Source organism: Sphingobium sp. L-44 (genome assembly GCF_056859495.1).
In genome coordinates this window covers 24,923-42,953 of record NZ_JBSXOQ010000123.1, presented here as the reverse complement: position 1 = coordinate 42,953, position 18,031 = coordinate 24,923, and the positions used below count along the sequence as shown (strand labels likewise).

Sequence of the window (18,031 nt, the reverse complement as noted above, 5' to 3'; positions counted from 1 at the left end):
CACTGGGCGGCTGGAGCGCAACGGTGCGGGGTGGGAATAGAGCGCGCCTTCCATTGCCGATGATAAATCAGAGAAAGGCTGAGTAGGAAAGCGAGGGCGAAACTCTTGCCGCGGCCCGGCAACTGGCATCGGAGCCGAAGATGCGATATGATAAAATCATATCGGAATGGAGGCAAGCATGGCCGCGAAAGCAATCACCGTGACGCTGGGCGAAATGACATCCCATGCCGAGCGCCATCTGGCATCCGGCCGCTATGCATCCATGAGTGAAGTCATGCGCGCCGGTCTGCGCGCGCTGGATCGGGAAGAGGCTGTGCTGGACGAACTGGTGCGCGTCCGCGTGGCAGAAGCGCTGGCCGATCCGCGTCCCCCGATGCCACTCGACAAGGCATTTGCGCAGGTCAGGGCCGCGATCGACAAGGCATGAGCCATCATGTCCAATTGTCGGCATTGGCGATCGAGGATCTGATTGCGATTCACCATTGGGTGCGTGCGGAAGCCGACCTCGCCACGGCCGACCGCTATCTGGCCCGGATCGAGGAGCGCGTTGCCGCACTGTCCGACTTCCCCGATCGCGGATCTCCGCGCGATGATCTGATCGCGGGCCTGAGGACGGTGACCTTCGAGCGCCGGCTATTGATCGCCTATCATGTGGACGGAGAGATGGTCACCGTCCAGCGCGTCATCCATGCGGTGCGCGATCTGGGGCCGACGCTTCAAACACCCTGAAGCCGGCGCCGACCCGCTTATTCCGTCGCCAGCAGCAGGTCGCGCAGGTCGTGCAGGCTGGGCAGGACGGCGGTGGCCGCGAGGACCAGTTCCTCGGTCGGCGGCAGGAGATCGGGAACCATCACCGTCGCCATGCCCGCCGCCACGCCGGCACGGACGCCGGCATGGCTGTCCTCCACCGCGACGCAATCGGCCGGATCGACGCCCAGTCGCTCGGCCGCCAGCAGATAGGGCTGCGGGTCGGGTTTGGGCCGGTCGACGTCATTGCGGGTGACAACGGTCTGGAAATAAGGAAGCAGCCCGGCCTTCTCCAGCCGCTGCTGGGCATAGGGGGCCATGGTCGAAGTCGCGATCGCCATCGGGATGCCGGCCCTGGCGAGATGATCCAATATGACCTCCGCGCCCGGCCGCAGTGGAATGCCCGCCTCCAGCGCGGCGACGAACAGCGCGTCGCTGTCGGCATAGAATTGATCGACCGGGAAGTCCGGCCCCATGCGGTCGGTCAGCATCCGCAGATTTTCGTCGCGATGGATGCCGACCATCGACAGCAGCATCTCGTCCGACATCGGCCAGCCCATCGCCGCGCCGGTGCGGGCGAAGGCGTCGCGATGCGCGGCCTCCGTATCCAGCAGCGTGCCGTCCATGTCGAAGATGACGGCGCGGATCGGGTTGGGCAGCGCAGCGGCGACTTGCGGCGGCGCGTCGGAAAGGGATGCGGTGCTTGCCATGCCCTTCATATGGTGTGTGCGCTGCAATATTTCCATTGCAAAGCGCGCCATCGGGGCTGCAATTTTCCTATTGCAGCCGCGTTCTATTCGACGACCTGCGCGGTCCAGACGGGAATCCAGCGCCAGGCGCCACGGCATTCGCCCATGCTGGTCGCTTCGGTCAGGCGGAAGCGGCTGCCATCCCAGACATAGGTCTGGCTGGTGCCGCAATCACCGATGCCGCGCCCCTTGGCGAAGCTTTGCAGCAGCGACTTTTCGGGCGCCCAGCCGGCATTGACCAGGGTGGGATGGCCGATCTCCTCCGTGCCCCAGCCGGGCGCATAGTCGAACGGCGCGAAGCGGAAGCTGCGGCGACCCGGAATGCCGCTGGCGATCACCGGCACGGTGGTGAAATTATAGGCGCCAGAGCCGCAGGGAACCAGGATCAGCGTGTCATTCTTCGACAGGCGATGCAGTTCGGACTGGCCGTTCGCCATCTCGTCGGTGCAGCCGGTGAACTTGCCGAGCGCGGTCCGCTCCTCGCGCCACAGTGCGGCCGGGGCATCGCCCGTCGCGATGATCGCGCGATGAATCGCCGGCGTCGGCGGTGCGACGCGCACCGCCAGCGGACCGAGCGGCCCGGTCGCGACCAGCGCGGTGGTGGTGCCGGCCCGGCCCTGGCGCGCATCCATGTAGCGGATTGCCGCGCCCGCGCCCGCAAGCGAGGGACGTCCGAGCGACCGGTTGCCGGTGCGCACTTCCATCGTGCTGCCACGCGCCATCGCGATCGCCAGCGCCGACGCCTGCGGCCCGCGCAGGGTGGCATCGCCATCGCGCGCGGTCACCGTCGCGACCTTGCGGCCGTCGACCAGGAAGCTGACGGCGGACGAACCCTTGGCATCGCGGCTGACCCAGACTTCGGCCGCGGCATCGGGACCGGCCGAACGGGCGACGCCGACCATCACCGGATTGTCGGGCCAGTCGCCACCGGGCAGCAGCGACACAGCCTCGCACCGGTTGCGATTGTCGCAACCGATGGTCCAGTCCTTGTAGGTTTCAAGCGCGCCCGGCTTGGGCGCGGGCGCGTTGGTCTGCGCCGTTGCCATGCCAATGGTGCCGATGGCCGTTAAGACGGCCGCGAAAAATCTAAGTTCCCCCATCGGTTAACCATAACCGATTTGTTAAGCCGGGGGTAGGGTCTCTGTTAAGTAATCGAAATGATTTGGTTAAAGGCTTAACATCAACCCGGCCAGCGCGGCGCTCATCAGATTGGCCAGGCTGCCGGCGACCAGCGCCTTCAGCCCCAGCTTGGCGATCATCGGCCGCTGATTGGGGGCAAGGTTGCCGGTCACCGCCATCTGGATCGCGATCGAGCTGAAATTGGCGAAACCACATAGGGCAAAGGTGATGATGGCGATGGTCGAGGGCGAGAGGCCGTCCTGCACCTGGCCAAGGTTGATATAGGCAACGAATTCGTTGAGCACGACCTTGGTGCCGAACAGGCCGCCAGCCACCTGCGCCTCGTTCCAGGGGATGTTGAGCAGGTACATGACCGGCGAGAAGACATAGCCGAGCAGCTGCTGGAAGCTGAGTTCGGGATAGCCGAAGATGCCGCCGATACCGCCGAGGATGCCGTTGGCGAGCGCCACCAGCGCGACGAAGGCCAGCACCATGGCGCCGACGGCGACGGCCAGCTTGACGCCGGTCTGGGCGCCCTGCGCCGCCGCCATGATGATGTTGGCGGGCTTTTCCTCGTCATGCGTGGCTACGGGCATGGGCTCGCCCGGTGTGGTTTCCGCATTCAGCACCGCCGCGACCGCAGCCGCACGGCGCGTTTCGGGCAGGTGGATATCATCCTCCAGCGGCAGTTCGGGTTCGCATTCCGGCTCGTCGGGCATCATGATCTTGGCCATCAGCAGGCCGCCGGGCGCCGCCATGAAGCTGGCCGCGAGCAGATAGTCGATCTTGATCCCCATCGAGGCATAGGCGGCGAGGATGGTGCCGGCGACGCCCGCCATGCCGCTGGTCATCACCGCGAACAGCTGCGGCCCGTTGAGGCCGGCAAGATAGGGACGGATCACCAGCGGGCTTTCGCTCTGGCCGACGAAGATGTTGGCGGCGGCGCACAGGCTTTCCACCTTCGACACGCCCGTCACCTTCTCGATCGCGCCGCCGACCCAGCGGACGATGAACTGCATGATGCCCAGATAATAGAGGATAGACACCAGGCTGGCGAAGAAGATGATCACCGGCAGCGCGGCGATGGCGAAGCTGGCGCCGCCGATTTCGGGCTTCGCCAGCGGGCCGAAGATGAAATTGGTCCCCGCCTGCGCATAGCCCAGCAGATTGGCGACGCCATGCGACATGCCCGCGATGATGGCGCGTCCGGCCGGCACATAGAGCACCAGCAGCGCGATGCCCGCCTGCAGCAGGAAGGCCGCGCCGACCACGCGCAGCCGGATCGCGCGGCGGTTGGAAGAGAGGGCAAAGGCAATGGCAAGAATCAGCAATATGCCGGCGAGGCCGATGAGAAGATGCATGAAGCGCTTTCGCGGGAATGGGCAAACCGCGCGACTATACAGGGCCAGCGCGCGGAAACCAGCAGGGAATCCCGCCCCGCGATATAAATGAGATAGCCTCGCTTTTTGTTCCCAAATCGATCAGAACCATGACGACACAGAAGATGCGATGGGGAGAGGCGATGCTGATGGAAACCGACAAGCCCGGTGCCGCTACGGAATGGCGGCATCATTATATGCTGCCGATCGCGGCCGCGCTCGGCTATGCCACCAGCGTCATCCATATCTATGGGCTTGGCCCCTATATCCAGCCGATCAGCGACCAGTTTGGCTGGACGCGGACGCAGGTGACGGTGGGCCTGACCCTGTCCACCCTGGTCCAGGCGGTCTTTTCCGTGCCGATCGGCCTGATGGTCGACCGGTTGGGGCCGCGCCTGTTCGGGCTGGTCGGCGTGCTGCTGACCTGCGGCGCCTTTGCCCTGCTGGGCACGGCGACCGGCAGCCCCGGCCAATGGTATCTGCTCTGGGCGCTGCTGGCGCTCGCGACCCTGCCGGTGCAGGCGACGATCTGGACCAGCGCCGTCGCCACCCGGTTCGAGGCGTCACGCGGCCTGGCCTTTGCCATCACCCTGTGTGGCGCATCGATCGCGGTCGCCATCTTTCCGCTGATGGGCAGTTGGCTGATCGGCCACTATGGCTGGCAACGCGCCGCGCCGATCCAGGCGGCGATCTGGGCGGCGTGCAGCTTCCCGCTGATCTTCCTCTTCTTCCGCGGCGCGCGAGATCGGCGGCGCGGCGAGGCCGTTGCGGCCACCGCTGCAACACCCGCAGTCGGCTCCACACTGGCCGAAGGGGTGCGATCCTCCATCTATCATCGCCTGCTGCTCGCCAGCCTGCTCTTCACCTTCACCATCATCGCGCTGGTCGTGCATTTCGTGCCGATCCTGACCGATCGCGGCGCGGACCCGATGCGGGCGGCCGGCATCGCATCGGTCGTGGGTCTCTGCTCGATCATCGGCCGGCTGGCGACCGGACTGCTGCTCGACCGGTTCCGCGGATCGCTGGTCGGCGCCGGCGTTTTCCTGCTGCCGGCGGCTGCCAGCCTGTTGTTGCTGGGCGCGGGGAATAATGTCGCGCTGCTGATCGCGGCGGCAGCGCTGATCGGCCTGACACTGGGTGCGGAGGTCGATGTGATCGTCTATCTCACCACCCAGCATTTCGGCCTCAAGACCTTTGGCGGCCTTTATGGCGGGCTGCTGATGGCACTATCGGTCGGCACCGCCACCGGGCCATTGGGCGCGTCGGCGATTTTCGACCGCTTCGGCAATTATGCGCCCTTCCTGTGGATAACGCTTGTCCTGATGGTCGGTAGCAGCCTCGCGCTTGCCAGCCTGCCGCGCCCGGCCTTTGCCCGGCCGCGCGGCCATTGAGGGGGCATTGACATAAAGCGCTACAAAGCCGCCACGTCGAGACATCGGGAGGATATATGGCGCGCCTAGTCCTGCCCTTCTGACAGTCCACAGACGACAGAAGGGTAGAGCGAGATGATGCAGGATGGCGCGCATGACGACCATGGCCATGGCCTGGCCGATGACCTGGCGCAGATGCGCAAGCTGGCTGGCGAGGCGATGGGCCGCCGCCGCACGCTGCGCCTGCTCTTTTCGGCCGGCAGCGCCGCGCTGATCACCGCCTGCGGTGGCGGCGGCAGTGACAGCGACACTGACACATCGACCGCCACGCCGACGCCCACCCCTACCCCTACGCCGACACCCACGCCGACCCCGACGTCGAGCAGCTGCATCGCCGATCCGGAAGAGACCAACGGCCCCTATCCGGCCGACGGGTCCAACAGCAGCAATGGCAGCGTCGTCAATGTGCTGGACGATACCGGCATCGTGCGCACCGACATCCGGTCGAGCTTCGGATCGTCGAGCGGCACGGCCGAGGGCATCTATATGCAGCTCACCATCACGGTGGTGAACGTCAATGGCAGCTGCGCGCCGCTGGAGGGCTATGCCGTCTATATCTGGCATTGCACCCGCGACGGCCTCTATTCGCTCTACACCGTGCCGGGCGAAAATTACCTGCGCGGCGTGGGCGTGACCGATGCCAATGGCCAGGTGACCTTCACCAGCATCTTCCCCGGCTGCTATGACGGGCGCTTCCCGCATATCCATTTCGAGGTCTATCCCAGCCTCGCCAAGGCGACCAGCTATGCCAATCGCGTGCTGACGTCGCAGTTCGCGATGCCGACGGATGCCTGCAACACGGTCTATGCGACCAGCGGCTATTCCAGCAGCAAGACCAACTTCGCCAAGATCACCACTAGCAGCGACAATGTGTTCGGCGACAACACGTCGGCCCAGGTCGCGGCGATGACGCCCACCATGACCGGCGATACGACCAATGGCTTCACCGGCACGGTGACGGTCGGCATCGCCATCTGACAGGAATTATGCGGATGACTTTGCAGGGATCGCCTTCAATCGATATGCTGACCGCCAATATGGACGGATCGCGCATATTGGTGGTCGACGATGATGCGGACATCCGCATCCTGTTGTCGGATTTTCTGGAGCAGCATGGCTTTGCCGTGACCGCGGTCGCGGACGGCGTGGCGATGGATCAGGCGCTGGCGGCGCAGACGTTCGACATCGCGGTGCTGGACGTGATGATGCCGGGCGAGGACGGGCTGTCGATCCTGCGCCGGCTGGCCGCGAGCGGCGACCTGCCGATCATCATGCTGTCGGCGATCGGCGGCGATATCGACCGCATCGTCGGGCTGGAAATGGGGGCGGAGGATTATCTGCCCAAGCCGTGCAATCCGCGCGAACTGCTCGCCCGCGTCCGCACCGTGCTGCGCCGCAATCGCCGCCAGACATCGGAACCGCAGGTGCCCGCCGGGCAGCGGCTGCGCTTTGCCGGCTGGCAGGTCGACATGGGCGTGCGCCTGCTGACCGACCCTGACAATGTCGTCGTCACCTTGACCGATGGCGAGTTCCGCCTGCTGCGCGCCTTCATCGAGCATCCGCGCCGGGTGCTGAGCCGCGACCAGTTGCTCGACTATTCGGCCGGCAGCGACGCGGAAAGCTATGACCGGGCGATCGATGTCCAGGTCAGCCGGCTGCGCCGCAAGCTGGAACGTGGCGAGATGGGCGACGAACTGGTCCGTACGATCCGCAACGAAGGCTATATGTTCACCGCCGAGGTCCGCCCGGCGTGAGCCCGGCGATGCTGCCGGGCGCCGGCGAGCGGGGGCGCTACAATCCCTCGATCCTGACCCGGATCGTCTTTCTGGTCGCCGCGACCCTGTTGCTGGCGCTCGGCGCGATGATGCTGGTCGCCTTTCGCGGCCCTCCGCCCCATGCCCGGCCGATGATGCTGGTGGAGGCGACCGGCCTGCTGCGCGGCGGCACCCAGCCGCCCGGCAGCTGGCAGATCAGCCGCTATCAATCGGATCGCGCGCCCACGGCCGACGCGGGACAGGAAAGCAATCGTGCGGGCGCCGAGCGCATTGCCGGCCTGCTGGGCGTGCCGGCCAATGCGGTGGCGCTGATCCAGGAACGGCCGCCGATCGGCATGCCGCGCCCCGGACCGGAGATCGGGCCCCGACCCGACATGGGGATGGAGTTCGACCCCGGCCGGATGATGCTGCGCGGCAGCTTTGCCCTGGCCGTGCGCGAGGATGGCAGGAACTGGTCGGTGCTGCTGGGTCGGCAGGGGCCGAACTGGCGCTGGTATGCGATCACCCTGTCGCTGATGGCGGGCATCTTCATCCTGCTGCTGCTGCCGGCCTATTGGGTGGCGCGGCGCATCACCCAGCCGATCCGCCTGCTGGCCGAAGGGGCCGCGCGCGAGCGCCCCGAACGCGCAGAGCCGCTGCCGATCGGTGGCCCGCCCGAGGTGCGCGCCATGGGCATCGCCTATAATCACATGCGTGCGCGGATCGCCGATTATGTGTCGGAACGCACCGCCATGCTGGTGGCGATCGCCCATGACCTGCGCACGCCGATGACCCGCCTGTCCTTCCGCCTGGAACAATTGCCCGATGGCCCGCGCGCCAAGGCGCAGGCGGATGTGCAGGAAATGCGGGCGATGGTCACCGACCTGCTCGACTTCATGCGCGAAGGGACCGAAGGGCGCCAGCGCGCGCGCATCGACCTGTCGGCGATTGTCGAGACGCTGGCCGACGACCTGGCCGACATGGGCCATGATGTCGTCGTCACCGCCAGCCAGCGCGCAGTGATAGAGGGCGACGCGCTCGCGCTGCGCCGCTGCATCGGCAACATGGTCGAGAATGCGGTGCGCTATGGCGGATCGGCGCGGGTCAGCCTGCGCGTCGAGGGTAGCCGGGCGATCGTCGATGTCGAGGATTCCGGCCCCGGCGTTCCGCCCGAGATTCTCGACCGGCTGTGCGAGCCCTTCTATCGCGGCGAAGCGTCGCGCAATCGCGAGACCGGCGGCGTGGGCCTGGGCCTGTCGATCGCCCGCACCATCGCCGAAGGGCATGAGGGCAGCATCGGCTTTGCCAACCGGGCCGAGGGCGGATTGCGCGCGACGGTGATCCTGCCGCTCGACCGCTAAAGCATCATCCCCTTCAGCTCCTGCAGCACCATCGCGGTCGGCATCGACAGGAACATCGCCACCAGAAAAGGTGCCAGCGTCGCCGCGATCAGGATCAGCAGGCTGCGCAGGTCGACCGGCAGGAAACGCATGGCATAGACGTTGGAGACCACGCCATAGAGGTCGGCCGCCGCCGAAAAATCCGGCGCGGAGAGAAGGTCGGGCTGTTCCTTCGCGCTGCCATCGAACCAGCGATCCTCGAACGACCGGCCCAGCGCCACCGCCAGCGCGCCATAATGCATCGCGTTGCGCCGCCAGGCCCGCGCCATGACCGGGCGGAACACGCCCAGCGGCGCCACGCACAGCAGCAGCACCAGCGCCACCGTGCCACCGATCAGGAAGCCGCCGGTCATCGGCGTCGCCGCGCCCTGCAGATGGACGTTGGCGAAACGGCCCGCGGTGATGCAGCCAATCCCCAGCGCAAAGGTGCCGAAGGCCCGGACCGACTGGGCCAGAAAGCCCAGGCCGCCGGCATTGTCGGGATGGGCGACGACCAGCCGCAGGTCCATGGCTGCAACCTTGTGCAGCAGCCGCGTCCAGATGAGGATGCGCCAGAGCCAGCCCATGAGCAGCGTCAGCAACAGCGGCAGGCTGACCAGCATATGCCACCAGCCGGCCGCCGATAGCCGCCCCGGCCCGGCGATGGTCCAGGCCGGCAGGCCATGGTTCGAAATGCCGGTCGCGAACAACCACAGGATGATCACATAGGCGGCGAGCAGCACCAGCAGTTCGGCGACCGGCGCACGCACCGCGGCGCGCGCCCTGGCCAGTTCAGCCTTCAATCCGTCCCCGGCATCGGGCGGGATCAGCCCGGAAATGGCGAAATGGCGCACCACCGCGCCCAGCCGCCGCGCGGTTTCGACATGGGCGACCAGCAGGAGCGGCACGGCAAAGGCGAAGCGGGCATGCGCCCCGACGTCGCGCAGGAAATGGCGCAGGTCACTGGCCCGGTCATGGCCAGGCAGGACGAGGATGAGCAGCAGGAGCGGCAGCCAGCCGACCGCCAGCGCAAGCAGGGCGCGGGCGCGCACCGTGGGCAGGGCCGGCACCGACAGGCGGACAAGGCCGGGCAGCCCGCGCGGCGGCCCCCATTCGAACAGGTCGTGCCCCTCCGCGTCCGCTTCGTTGGTCACATGCACGCCCTTCCGCTTCGCCTCGGCTCATCCGAACCGCGACGATAGGAAGCATGCCCTTCCCGCCTATCGGGATTTATGCTGAGCCGACCGGAAAATGGCGGCCGTCACGGGTTGGCGGACTTGCCGTCCTTCTTGGCCTTGTGCGCCTTGAGCAGCGCGTCGATCTCGACGATCCGCTCGCGTTCCGGCGTGCCCTTGGGCAGGCCCTTGAGGCGGCATTCGGCCCATAATTTGCGCCGCTCGGATTCCAACGCCTTGAGATAGAGATCGGCCATTGCAGCCTCCTGGATAAAGGAAAAGGGCCGGCGCCTCGCGACACCGGCCCTTTCGTAACTTGTCTAGCCGAAAATCAGGCGGCCTTAATAGGGCCACCCTGATAAATCAGGCGGCCTTCGAGCGGCTCATGCGCTTGCGCTCGTTCGGGTCGAGGTAGCGCTTGCGCAGACGGATGGTCTTGGGCGTGACTTCGACCATTTCATCGTCGTCGATGTAAGCGATCGCCTGTTCCAGCGTCATCTTCTTCGGCGGGGTCAGGCGGACGGCGTCGTCCTTGCCGCTGGCGCGGAAGTTGGTCAGCGCCTTCGACTTCATCGGGTTGACTTCGAGGTCTTCCGGCTTGGCGTTTTCGCCGATGATCATGCCTTCATAGAGGGCTTCACCCACGCCGACGAACAGGATGCCGCGATCTTCCAGCGGACCCAGGGCGTAGGCATTGGCTTCGCCGGCGCCGTTCGAGATCAGAACGCCATTCTTGCGGCCTTCGATCTTGCCCTTGTGGGGGCCGTACTTCTCGAACAGGCGGTTCATGATGCCGGTGCCGCGCGTGTCGGACAGGAATTCGCCATGATAGCCGATCAGGCCGCGCGAGGGCGCGGAGAAGGTGATGCGGGTCTTGCCACCGCCCGAGGGACGCATGTCGGTCATCTCGGCCTTGCGGATGTTCATCTTGTCGACGACCGTGCCCGAGAATTCGTCGTCCACGTCGATGACGACGGTTTCATAAGGCTCGGTCTTGCCGCCATTTTCGTCTTCGCCGAACAGCACGCGCGGACGCGAGATGCCGAGTTCAAAGCCTTCGCGGCGCATGGTTTCGATGAGGACGCCCAGCTGCAGTTCGCCACGGCCAGCGACTTCGAAGCTGTCCTTGTCGTCCGATTCCGTCACCTTGATGGCGACGTTGGATTCGGCTTCGCGGGCCAGACGATCGCGGATCATGCGGCTCGTCACCTTGCTGCCTTCACGGCCGGCCATCGGCGAGTCGTTCACGGCAAAGCGCATCGACAGGGTCGGCGGATCGATCGGCTGTGCCTTGATCGGGGTGCTGACCTGCGGGTCGGAAATGGTGTTGGCCACAGTCGCGACGGTCAGGCCGGCGAGCGAGATGATGTCGCCTGCCTTGGCTTCCTCGACCGGCACGCGGTCCAGCCCCTGGAACGACATGATCTTCGACGCACGGCCGGTTTCGATCACATTGCCGTCGGCGTCGAGCGCGTGGATCGGCTGGTTGACCTTGACCGTGCCCGACTGGACGCGGCCGGTCAGGATACGACCCAAGAAGTTGTCGCGATCGAGCAGCGTGACGAGGAAGCTGAACGGCGCGTCCTGATCCAGCGACGGCGGCGGGACGTGATCGACGATCTTCTGGAACAGCGGCTCCAGCGTGCCTTCACGGCGCTGCGAATCCTCGCTGGCATAGCCGTTGCGGCCCGAGGCGTAGAGGACGGGGAAGTCGAGCTGTTCGTCGGTGGCGTCGAGCGTCACGAACAGGTCGAACACTTCGTCCAGCACTTCCTGGATGCGCTCGTCGGGACGGTCGACCTTGTTGACGACGACGATGGGCTTGAGACCCAGCGCCAGCGCCTTGCCGGTGACGAACTTGGTCTGCGGCATCGCGCCTTCCGACGAGTCGACCAGCAGGATCACGCCGTCGACCATCGAAAGGATGCGCTCCACTTCGCCGCCGAAGTCGGCGTGGCCGGGCGTATCGACGATGTTGATGCGGGTGCCGTTCCATTCGACCGAGGTGGGCTTCGCCAGAATGGTGATGCCGCGTTCCTTTTCCAGGTCGTTCGAGTCCATGGCGCGCTCTTCGACGCGCTGGTTGTCGCGGAAGGTGCCGGACTGGCGGAAAAGCTGGTCGACGAGCGTGGTCTTGCCATGGTCGACGTGCGCGATGATCGCGATATTACGCAGGGACATGTCTTGCCTTTGGGATATGGGGCTCCCCTGGCCGACACAAGGCCGCGCAGAGGCTTCGGGCGCGCCCCTACAGGAAATGACGCGATGCGGCAAGGGCAGCGGAAGGATCGGCCGGAGCGCAGATGAATATCCTGTCATGTTATGATGTTTCCCTTGCCCCGCTGTGGCAGCCGCCTATGACACCGCGTCAGGTTCGCACCCTGAAAAGAAAAGGACACCCCATGCGGCTGACCGCCTCCCTTGCCTTTGCCTCCCTCCTCGCCCTTTCCCTGTCCCACCCTGCCTTCGCCCAGAAGGATGGCGCGCCCGACGCGGCCAAACAGCATGCCGAGCAGACGGCGGACGAGATCGCCAAGAACTGGGCCAGTGCCCCGGTCGAGGAAGTGACCAAGACCAGCAAGGGCACAGCCAGCGTCGACGGCAAGTCGATCGCCTACACCGCGACCGCCGGCACGCTGACCATCCGCGACGCCCAGGGCAAGCCGACCGCCAGCGTCTTCTACACCGCCTATACCGCGCCGGGTAAGCATCGGCCGCTGACCTTCTTCTATAATGGCGGTCCCGGTTCGGCCTCGCTGTGGCTGCGCATGGGCAGCTTTGCGCCCGATCATGTCCGCACCGGCAATCCCGAGGCGGTCGCGCCCGCGCCCTTCGATGTCGGCCCCAATCCTGACAGCCTGATCGGCAGCACCGACATGGTGTTCCTGGACGCGGTGGGATCGGGCTATTCGCGGCCGCTGGGCGATGCCAAGGGCGCCGACTTCTATGGCGTCGACCAGGATGTCGATGCCTTTGCCAAGGCGATCCTGCGCTACACCACTAAGAATGGCCGCTGGGGCGACCCCAAATATATTTTCGGCGAAAGCTATGGCACCACCCGATCGGGCGCGCTCGCCTATCAGCTGGAAGATCGCGGCATGGCGCTGAACGGCGTCATCCTGCTGTCGTCGATCATGAATTATGGTATCCGCCAGTCGGGCTTCGACACAATCCATATCGGCTATCTGCCCAGCTATGCGGCGACCGCCTGGTATCATAACCGGGTGCCCGGCGGCCGCCCGGCCAGCCTGGAAGCCTTTGTCGAGGAAGCGCGCCAGTTCGCCAACGGCCCCTATGCCGCCGCGCTGCTGAAGGGCCAGGACATCAGCGCCCAGGAAGAGGACGCCGTCGCCCAGCAAATGAGCCGCTTCACCGGCCTGTCGGTGGATTATTTGAAGCGCGCCAACCTGCGCGTCAGCCTCGGCCGCTTCCGCAAGGAATTGCTGCGCGATGGGCGCGAAACGCTGGGTCGGTTCGACAGCCGCTACAAGGGGATCGACGAGGATGCGGCGGGCGAGGATCCCGAATATGATCCGTCGGACACCGCGATCAGCGGCCTTTATGTCGGCAGCTTCCTCGACCAGCTGACCAACAAGCTCGGCTATCAGACCGACCTCAGCTATCGGCTGAGCGCACGGGAAGGCGGCGCCTTCAACTGGGACTGGAGCCATGAGCCGCCGTCGGGCCGCAAGCAGAATGTCGCCGACGTCACCGCCGACCTCAGCACCGCGATGCGCATCAATCCGCATCTGCGCGTGCTGTCCTTGAACGGCTATTATGACATGGCGACACCCTTCTTCTCGACCGAGCGGGACTTGAAGCACATGATGCTGGAGCCGGCACTGCGGCCGAACCTGCAGTTCAAATATTATCCGGCGGGCCACATGGTCTATCTGAACCCGGAAGCGCTGCACCAGATGCGCCTCGACATGGAGCGCTACTACGCCGAGGGCGCGCGCTGACCTGATTTCCATCCTCCCCTGCAAGGGGAGGTGGCAGGGCGAAGCCCTGACGGAGGGGTGTTCTGCTATCGATAGCGAAGACACCCCTCCACCACTTCGTGGTCCCCCTCCCCTTGCAGGGGAGGATGGAGACGTCCTGCGATCCTTGGATCGCTCAATAGCGCAATTTGGGATACCAGTCGGCCGGCCGGCCCTGCGGCGTCAGGTCGAGGATCAACCAGAGCGCGGCGATGTCGGGCGCGTCGCGAGGATCCTGACCCGGATCGGCCATTTCGCGTCCCATTTCGCTCATCCAGAAGAGCCGCACCTGATCGCCGTCGCGGCGATAGACGACCAGCGCGGGATATTCGCCGTCAGGCTGGAGCAGGTCGAGATCACGGGCATAATCGTCGCCGATCGTCTGGATGAAGTCGGTGTTGCGCCAGCCCCGCTCCTGCGCGAAGGCGAATTGGCGTTCGACCGGGCTACGGCTCAGTATCTTGTAGGCGACGCGCTGCTTGATATCGCTGGCATTGCCATCGACCGCGCCGATCCAGTTGGTACACATCGGGCAGGGCCGTTCACGTTCCGGCCCATACATCCAATAGTAGCTGACCAGCACATCCTTGTCGCCGAACAGGTCGATCAGGCCGATCTCGAAGCCCTGTTCGTCCTTGAAGCGATAATCCTTTTCGATCAGCGGGCCGGGTGGCAGCGCCTGGCGCTGGGCGGTCAGGCGCGTCATGCGGCGGCGAAAGTCGATCTCCGCCGCCAGCAGTTCCTGCCGCGCCTTCGCATAGTCCGCGCTTTCGCCCGGAAATGCCGGCTGGCGATGCGCCGCCATATCGGCGGCCGGTGTCAGTTGTTGGTCCATGGCCTCTCTCCTCCCGCGCCGAACGCGGCGCGGGAGGAGAAGGTTCAATGGTCGCTGGCGGCGAAGGCACCGATGCCGGTTTCCGCCCGCACCCGCTGGGCCGGATAGCCGGCCTTGTCGACGGCCGCGCGTGGCGAACGGTCGAGCCGGGAGATCAGCCAGATGGCGATGAAGCCGGCCGGGACCGAGAAGATCGCCGCCGAGCTATAGGGGAAAGGCGCCGGGCCGAGGCCGAAGGTGGTGGTCCACACCGCCGGCGACAGCAGCGTCAGGACGAAGGCCGTCAGCAGCCCGATCGTGCCGCCCCAGGCCGCACCGCGCGTGGTGCAGCCGCTCCACAGCAGCGACAGGATCAGCACCGGGAAATTGCCCGATGCCGCCAGCGCGAAGGCGAGGCTGACCATGAAGGCGACATTCTGCTTCTCGAACACCAGCCCCAGCAGCACCGCCAGCGCGCCGAGCGCCAGCGTGGTGATCCGCGAGACGCGCAGTTCGTCGGCGGAGTTGGCCCGTCCCTGTTTCAGCACCGTGGCATAAAGGTCATGGCTGACCGCCGAGGCTGCCGACAAGGTGAGCCCCGCCACCACCGCCAGGATCGTCGCGAAGGCGACGGCCGAGATGAAGCCGAGGAAGGCATTGCCGCCGACCGCATGAGCGAGATGGATCGCGGCCATATTGCCGCCGCCGCGCAGCGTGCCGTCCGCCATCTTGTAGCCGACATCGGTGCCGACCAGAATGATCGCGCCGAAGCCGATGATGAAGGTGAGGATATAGAAATAGCCGATCCAGCCCGTCGCCCACAACACCGACTTGCGCGCTTCCTTGGCATCGGGGACGGTGAAGAAGCGCATCAAGATATGCGGCAGGCCGGCCGTGCCCAGCATCAGCGCGAGGCCGAAGGAGATGGCCGAGACCGGATCCTTGATGAAGCCGCCCGGCGCCATGATCGCCCGCCCCCTTGCCGCGGCTTCGGCGGGGGGTGCACCGGCGGCCTGTGCCGCCGCGCTCTTCACCTCGACCGCGCGGGCGAACAGGGCTTCGAGTGAGAAGCCGAACTGGGCCAGCACCATCAGCGCCATGAAGCTGGCGCCGCCGAGCAACAGCACCGCCTTGATGATCTGCACCCAGGTGGTCGCGCGCATGCCACCGAACAGCACATAGAGCATCATCAGCGCGCCGACGATCACCACCGCCACCGCATAGGGCAGGCCGAACAACAATTTGATGAGCTGCCCCGCGCCCACCATCTGGGCGATCAGGTAGAAGCTGACCACCAGCAGGGTGGAGATGGCCGCGAAGCTGCGCACCGGCGGCTGGGCGAAGCGGTAGGAGGCAACATCGGCAAAGGTGAAGCGGCCAAGGTTGCGTAGCCGTTCCGCCATCAGGAACAGCAGGATCGGCCAGCCGACGAGGAAGCCGGTAGAATAGATGAGGCCGTCATAGCCGTCGGTGAAGATCTGCGCCGAAATGCCGAGGAAGGAGGCGGCGGACATATAGTCGCCCGCCATGGCGAGGCCGTTCTGGAAGCCGCTGATGCCGCCGCCGGCGGTGTAGAAGTCCGACGCGGTGCGGGTGCGCGCGGCCGCCGCCTTGGTTATCCACAGGGTCAGGCCGACAAAGGCGACGAACATCGCGATCGCCACCCAGTTGATCGGCTGGCGCTGCGCCTCCCCCTCCAGCGCGGCGGCGAAGGCGGGAGCGGGGAGCAGAGCAAGGGCGAGCGCGCCGGCAAGTCGCGCCCTCATGCGCCATGGTCCTTGAGGATGGCGGCCATCTGCGCGTCATGATGGCGGTTGGCATAGGCGACATAAAGGCCGGTCAGCGCGATCGCGAGCAGGATGAGGCCCAGGCCGATCGGGATGCCGATCGAGGTGATGCCGTCGCCGATCGGCATGCCCAGCAGCGCCTTGTCGAAGGCGATCAGCGCGAGATAGCCAACGAAGGCGGTGAAGATGATCGCCGACAGCCACCAGCCCAGCCGCGCCCGCCGCGCCACCAGTTCGCCATAACGGGGATCGGCCGCCACCGCCGCGATCATCGCGGCCTGTGCATCAGCCGGGGCATGCCCTTCCTGCTGCGTCATTCACTCTCCTCTGGTCTTTGCGCCATGCTAACCAGACGTCCCCCGATTGCAATGGCATGGCCCGAGCGCCTATATCTGCACGGAGAGAGACTTGCAGCCTTACTGTTTTATGCACATATGACAGTAAGGCCGATCTGGCCCCTGGGAGATGACATGGCTTCGACCGCGCCGACCGCGACCGCTGATACGCTGAACCTGACGCCGCCCGATCCGGTGCCGGTGGTCGCGCCCGAAAAGGCAGCCGGGCTGGTGCCGATCGACGAGGAGAAGCGATCCAAGCTGGACGAGAAGGTCGACGCCTTCATCGACGATCTGGTGGCGCAGGACGCCAATTCGCCCGCCTTTGGCCAGCGCGTCGACCAGCTGACCAATATGGGTCGTAAGGAAATCGCCGAGGCCGCCGGGCACAGCAACCGCTTCCTCGATCGGCCGGTGCGCGCGATGGACAGCGACAACAAGGTCGGTGCGGACCTCGCAGAACTGCGCCGCACGGTGGAGGATCTGGACCCCGGCAAGCGCGGCAGCCTGACCGCGCCCAAGAAGCTGTTCGGCATCATCCCGTTCGGCAACAAGATGCGCGACTATTTCGACAGCTACAAGTCGAGCCAGACGCATATCAACTCGATCCTGGGCAGCCTTGCCAGCGGCAAGGACGTGCTGATCAAGGACAATGCCGCGATCGACGTGGAACGCCAGAATATGTGGCAGACCATGGGCAAGCTGGAGCAGATGATCCACATCAGCAAGACCATGGACGCGCGCCTCGAGTCCAAAGCGCTGGAGCTGGATTCGACTGATCCGACCAAGGCCAAGGCGATCCGCGAGAGCGCACTCTTCTACATCCGCCAGCGCACCCAGGATCTGCTGACCCAGATGGCGGTCACGGTGCAGGGCTATCTGGCGCTCGACCTGGTAAAGAAGAATAATGTCGAGCTGGTGAAGGGCGTGGACCGCGCCAGCACCACCACCGTCGCCGCGCTGCGCACCGCCGTCACCGTGGCGCAGGCGCTGGTCGGCCAGCGGCTGGTACTCGAGCAGATCACCGCGCTCAATACCACCACCGCCAACATCATCGATTCGACCGGCGAACTGCTCAAGAGCCAGACCGCACAGATCCACGAGCAGGCCGCCAGCAGCACCATCCCGATCGAGACGCTGCAGCGTGCCTTCCAGAATATCTACGACACGATGGACAATATCGACACGTTCAAGCTCAAGGCGCTCGAAAACATGAAGACGACGGTCAATGTGCTGTCGAGCGAGGTGGAAAAGTCCAAGGGCTATATCGCCCGGTCCGAGGGCCAGGCCCAGGCCGCCAAGGAAGCGCGGGCGGAAAACCCGCTGTTGAGCGCGATCGAGGGATAAGGATGCGCCCCACCCTGCCCCTTTTCGCGGAGTTGA

The 18,031-nt window shown here is 65.6% G+C and carries 17 protein-coding genes; 8 read left to right on the top strand and 9 right to left on the bottom strand.

Annotated elements, in window-relative coordinates:
- The first annotated feature begins 178 nt into the window (after positions 1–178).
- Together AC13EK_RS24075 and AC13EK_RS24070 are read left to right on the top strand one after the other, a co-directional pair.
- Complete coding sequence (locus tag AC13EK_RS24075; RefSeq protein WP_099231618.1) at positions 179–427, top strand: ribbon-helix-helix domain-containing protein; 249 nt, start codon at positions 179–181, stop codon at positions 425–427.
- Entirely contained in the window at positions 424–729 is a 306-nt protein-coding gene (locus tag AC13EK_RS24070) for a type II toxin-antitoxin system RelE/ParE family toxin (RefSeq protein ID WP_069336857.1), read from the top strand. The genes AC13EK_RS24075 and AC13EK_RS24070 overlap by 4 nt, the downstream gene beginning before the upstream one ends.
- 17 nt (positions 730–746) lie before the next feature.
- Here AC13EK_RS24070 and AC13EK_RS24065 read toward each other — a convergent pair whose 3' ends face one another.
- The 3 genes from AC13EK_RS24065 to AC13EK_RS24055 all read right to left on the bottom strand — a co-directional run bounded on the left by AC13EK_RS24065 (position 747) and on the right by AC13EK_RS24055 (position 3,976).
- Positions 747–1,457 carry an HAD family hydrolase gene (locus AC13EK_RS24065; protein ID WP_069336868.1) on the bottom strand — a complete coding sequence of 237 codons (711 nt, stop codon included), beginning with the start codon at positions 1,455–1,457 and terminating at the stop codon, positions 747–749.
- 83 nt (positions 1,458–1,540) lie between these two features.
- Positions 1,541–2,596 carry a DUF1176 domain-containing protein gene (locus AC13EK_RS24060; protein WP_069336856.1) on the bottom strand — a complete coding sequence of 352 codons (1,056 nt, stop codon included), beginning with the start codon at positions 2,594–2,596 and terminating at the stop codon, positions 1,541–1,543.
- Between the two features lie 66 nt (positions 2,597–2,662).
- Entirely contained in the window at positions 2,663–3,976 is a 1,314-nt protein-coding gene (locus tag AC13EK_RS24055) for a NupC/NupG family nucleoside CNT transporter (RefSeq protein WP_004210148.1), read from the bottom strand.
- A 128-nt stretch (positions 3,977–4,104) separates the two neighbouring features.
- On the opposite strand from AC13EK_RS24055, the gene AC13EK_RS24050 reads away from it, so the two are divergent.
- The 4 genes from AC13EK_RS24050 to AC13EK_RS24035 all read left to right on the top strand — a co-directional run bounded on the left by AC13EK_RS24050 (position 4,105) and on the right by AC13EK_RS24035 (position 8,539).
- Entirely contained in the window at positions 4,105–5,385 is a 1,281-nt protein-coding gene (locus AC13EK_RS24050) for an MFS transporter (protein WP_234792234.1), read from the top strand.
- Between the two features lie 114 nt (positions 5,386–5,499).
- Positions 5,500–6,402 (top strand): dioxygenase family protein, encoded by a 903-nt coding sequence (locus AC13EK_RS24045; RefSeq protein ID WP_069336854.1) that lies wholly within the window; start codon positions 5,500–5,502, stop codon positions 6,400–6,402.
- 44 nt (positions 6,403–6,446) lie between these two features.
- Positions 6,447–7,178: a response regulator gene (locus AC13EK_RS24040; RefSeq protein WP_037490911.1), complete on the top strand. Its 732-nt coding sequence runs from the start codon at positions 6,447–6,449 to the stop codon at positions 7,176–7,178.
- Positions 7,175–8,539 carry a sensor histidine kinase gene (locus tag AC13EK_RS24035; RefSeq protein WP_375177936.1) on the top strand — a complete coding sequence of 455 codons (1,365 nt, stop codon included), beginning with the start codon at positions 7,175–7,177 and terminating at the stop codon, positions 8,537–8,539. The genes AC13EK_RS24040 and AC13EK_RS24035 overlap by 4 nt, the downstream gene beginning before the upstream one ends.
- On the opposite strand, the gene AC13EK_RS24030 is transcribed toward AC13EK_RS24035, so the two are convergent.
- The 3 genes from AC13EK_RS24030 to typA form a co-directional block, all read right to left on the bottom strand.
- On the bottom strand, positions 8,536–9,711 hold the full coding sequence (locus AC13EK_RS24030; protein ID WP_234792232.1) for a hypothetical protein: 1,176 nt from the start codon (positions 9,709–9,711) through the stop codon (positions 8,536–8,538). The two genes, AC13EK_RS24035 and AC13EK_RS24030, sit on opposite strands and share 4 nt — an antisense overlap.
- A 107-nt stretch (positions 9,712–9,818) precedes the next feature.
- Positions 9,819–9,989, bottom strand: coding sequence for a hypothetical protein (locus AC13EK_RS24025; RefSeq protein WP_004210141.1), 171 nt, complete (start codon positions 9,987–9,989; stop codon positions 9,819–9,821).
- Between the two features lie 106 nt (positions 9,990–10,095).
- Positions 10,096–11,913: a translational GTPase TypA gene (gene typA, locus AC13EK_RS24020; RefSeq protein WP_069336852.1), complete on the bottom strand. Its 1,818-nt coding sequence runs from the start codon at positions 11,911–11,913 to the stop codon at positions 10,096–10,098.
- 221 nt (positions 11,914–12,134) lie between these two features.
- Between typA and AC13EK_RS24015 the strand changes: the two genes are divergently transcribed.
- Positions 12,135–13,694, top strand: a complete 1,560-nt coding sequence (locus AC13EK_RS24015; protein WP_069336851.1) for a S10 family peptidase — start codon at positions 12,135–12,137, stop codon at positions 13,692–13,694.
- 154 nt (positions 13,695–13,848) lie between these two features.
- Here the strand turns inward: AC13EK_RS24015 and AC13EK_RS24010 are convergent, their stop codons facing one another.
- Genes AC13EK_RS24010 through AC13EK_RS24000 form a run of 3 tightly spaced genes read right to left on the bottom strand, consistent with a single transcriptional unit; the run spans position 13,849 to position 16,630 of the window.
- Positions 13,849–14,547: a DUF899 family protein gene (locus tag AC13EK_RS24010; RefSeq protein ID WP_069336850.1), complete on the bottom strand. Its 699-nt coding sequence runs from the start codon at positions 14,545–14,547 to the stop codon at positions 13,849–13,851.
- Positions 14,548–14,591: 44 nt separating this feature from the next.
- The gene (locus tag AC13EK_RS24005; protein ID WP_037515747.1) at positions 14,592–16,292 is read right to left on the bottom strand and encodes a cation acetate symporter; all 1,701 of its coding nucleotides are present in this window, start codon (positions 16,290–16,292) and stop codon (positions 14,592–14,594) included.
- Positions 16,289–16,630 carry a DUF485 domain-containing protein gene (locus AC13EK_RS24000; protein WP_069336849.1) on the bottom strand — a complete coding sequence of 114 codons (342 nt, stop codon included), beginning with the start codon at positions 16,628–16,630 and terminating at the stop codon, positions 16,289–16,291. Before AC13EK_RS24000 ends, AC13EK_RS24005 begins: the two co-directional genes overlap by 4 nt.
- A gap of 153 nt (positions 16,631–16,783) precedes the next feature.
- On the opposite strand from AC13EK_RS24000, the gene AC13EK_RS23995 reads away from it, so the two are divergent.
- Positions 16,784–17,995 (top strand): toxic anion resistance protein, encoded by a 1,212-nt coding sequence (locus AC13EK_RS23995; RefSeq protein WP_037506304.1) that lies wholly within the window; start codon positions 16,784–16,786, stop codon positions 17,993–17,995.
- Positions 17,996–18,031 lie beyond the last annotated feature (36 nt).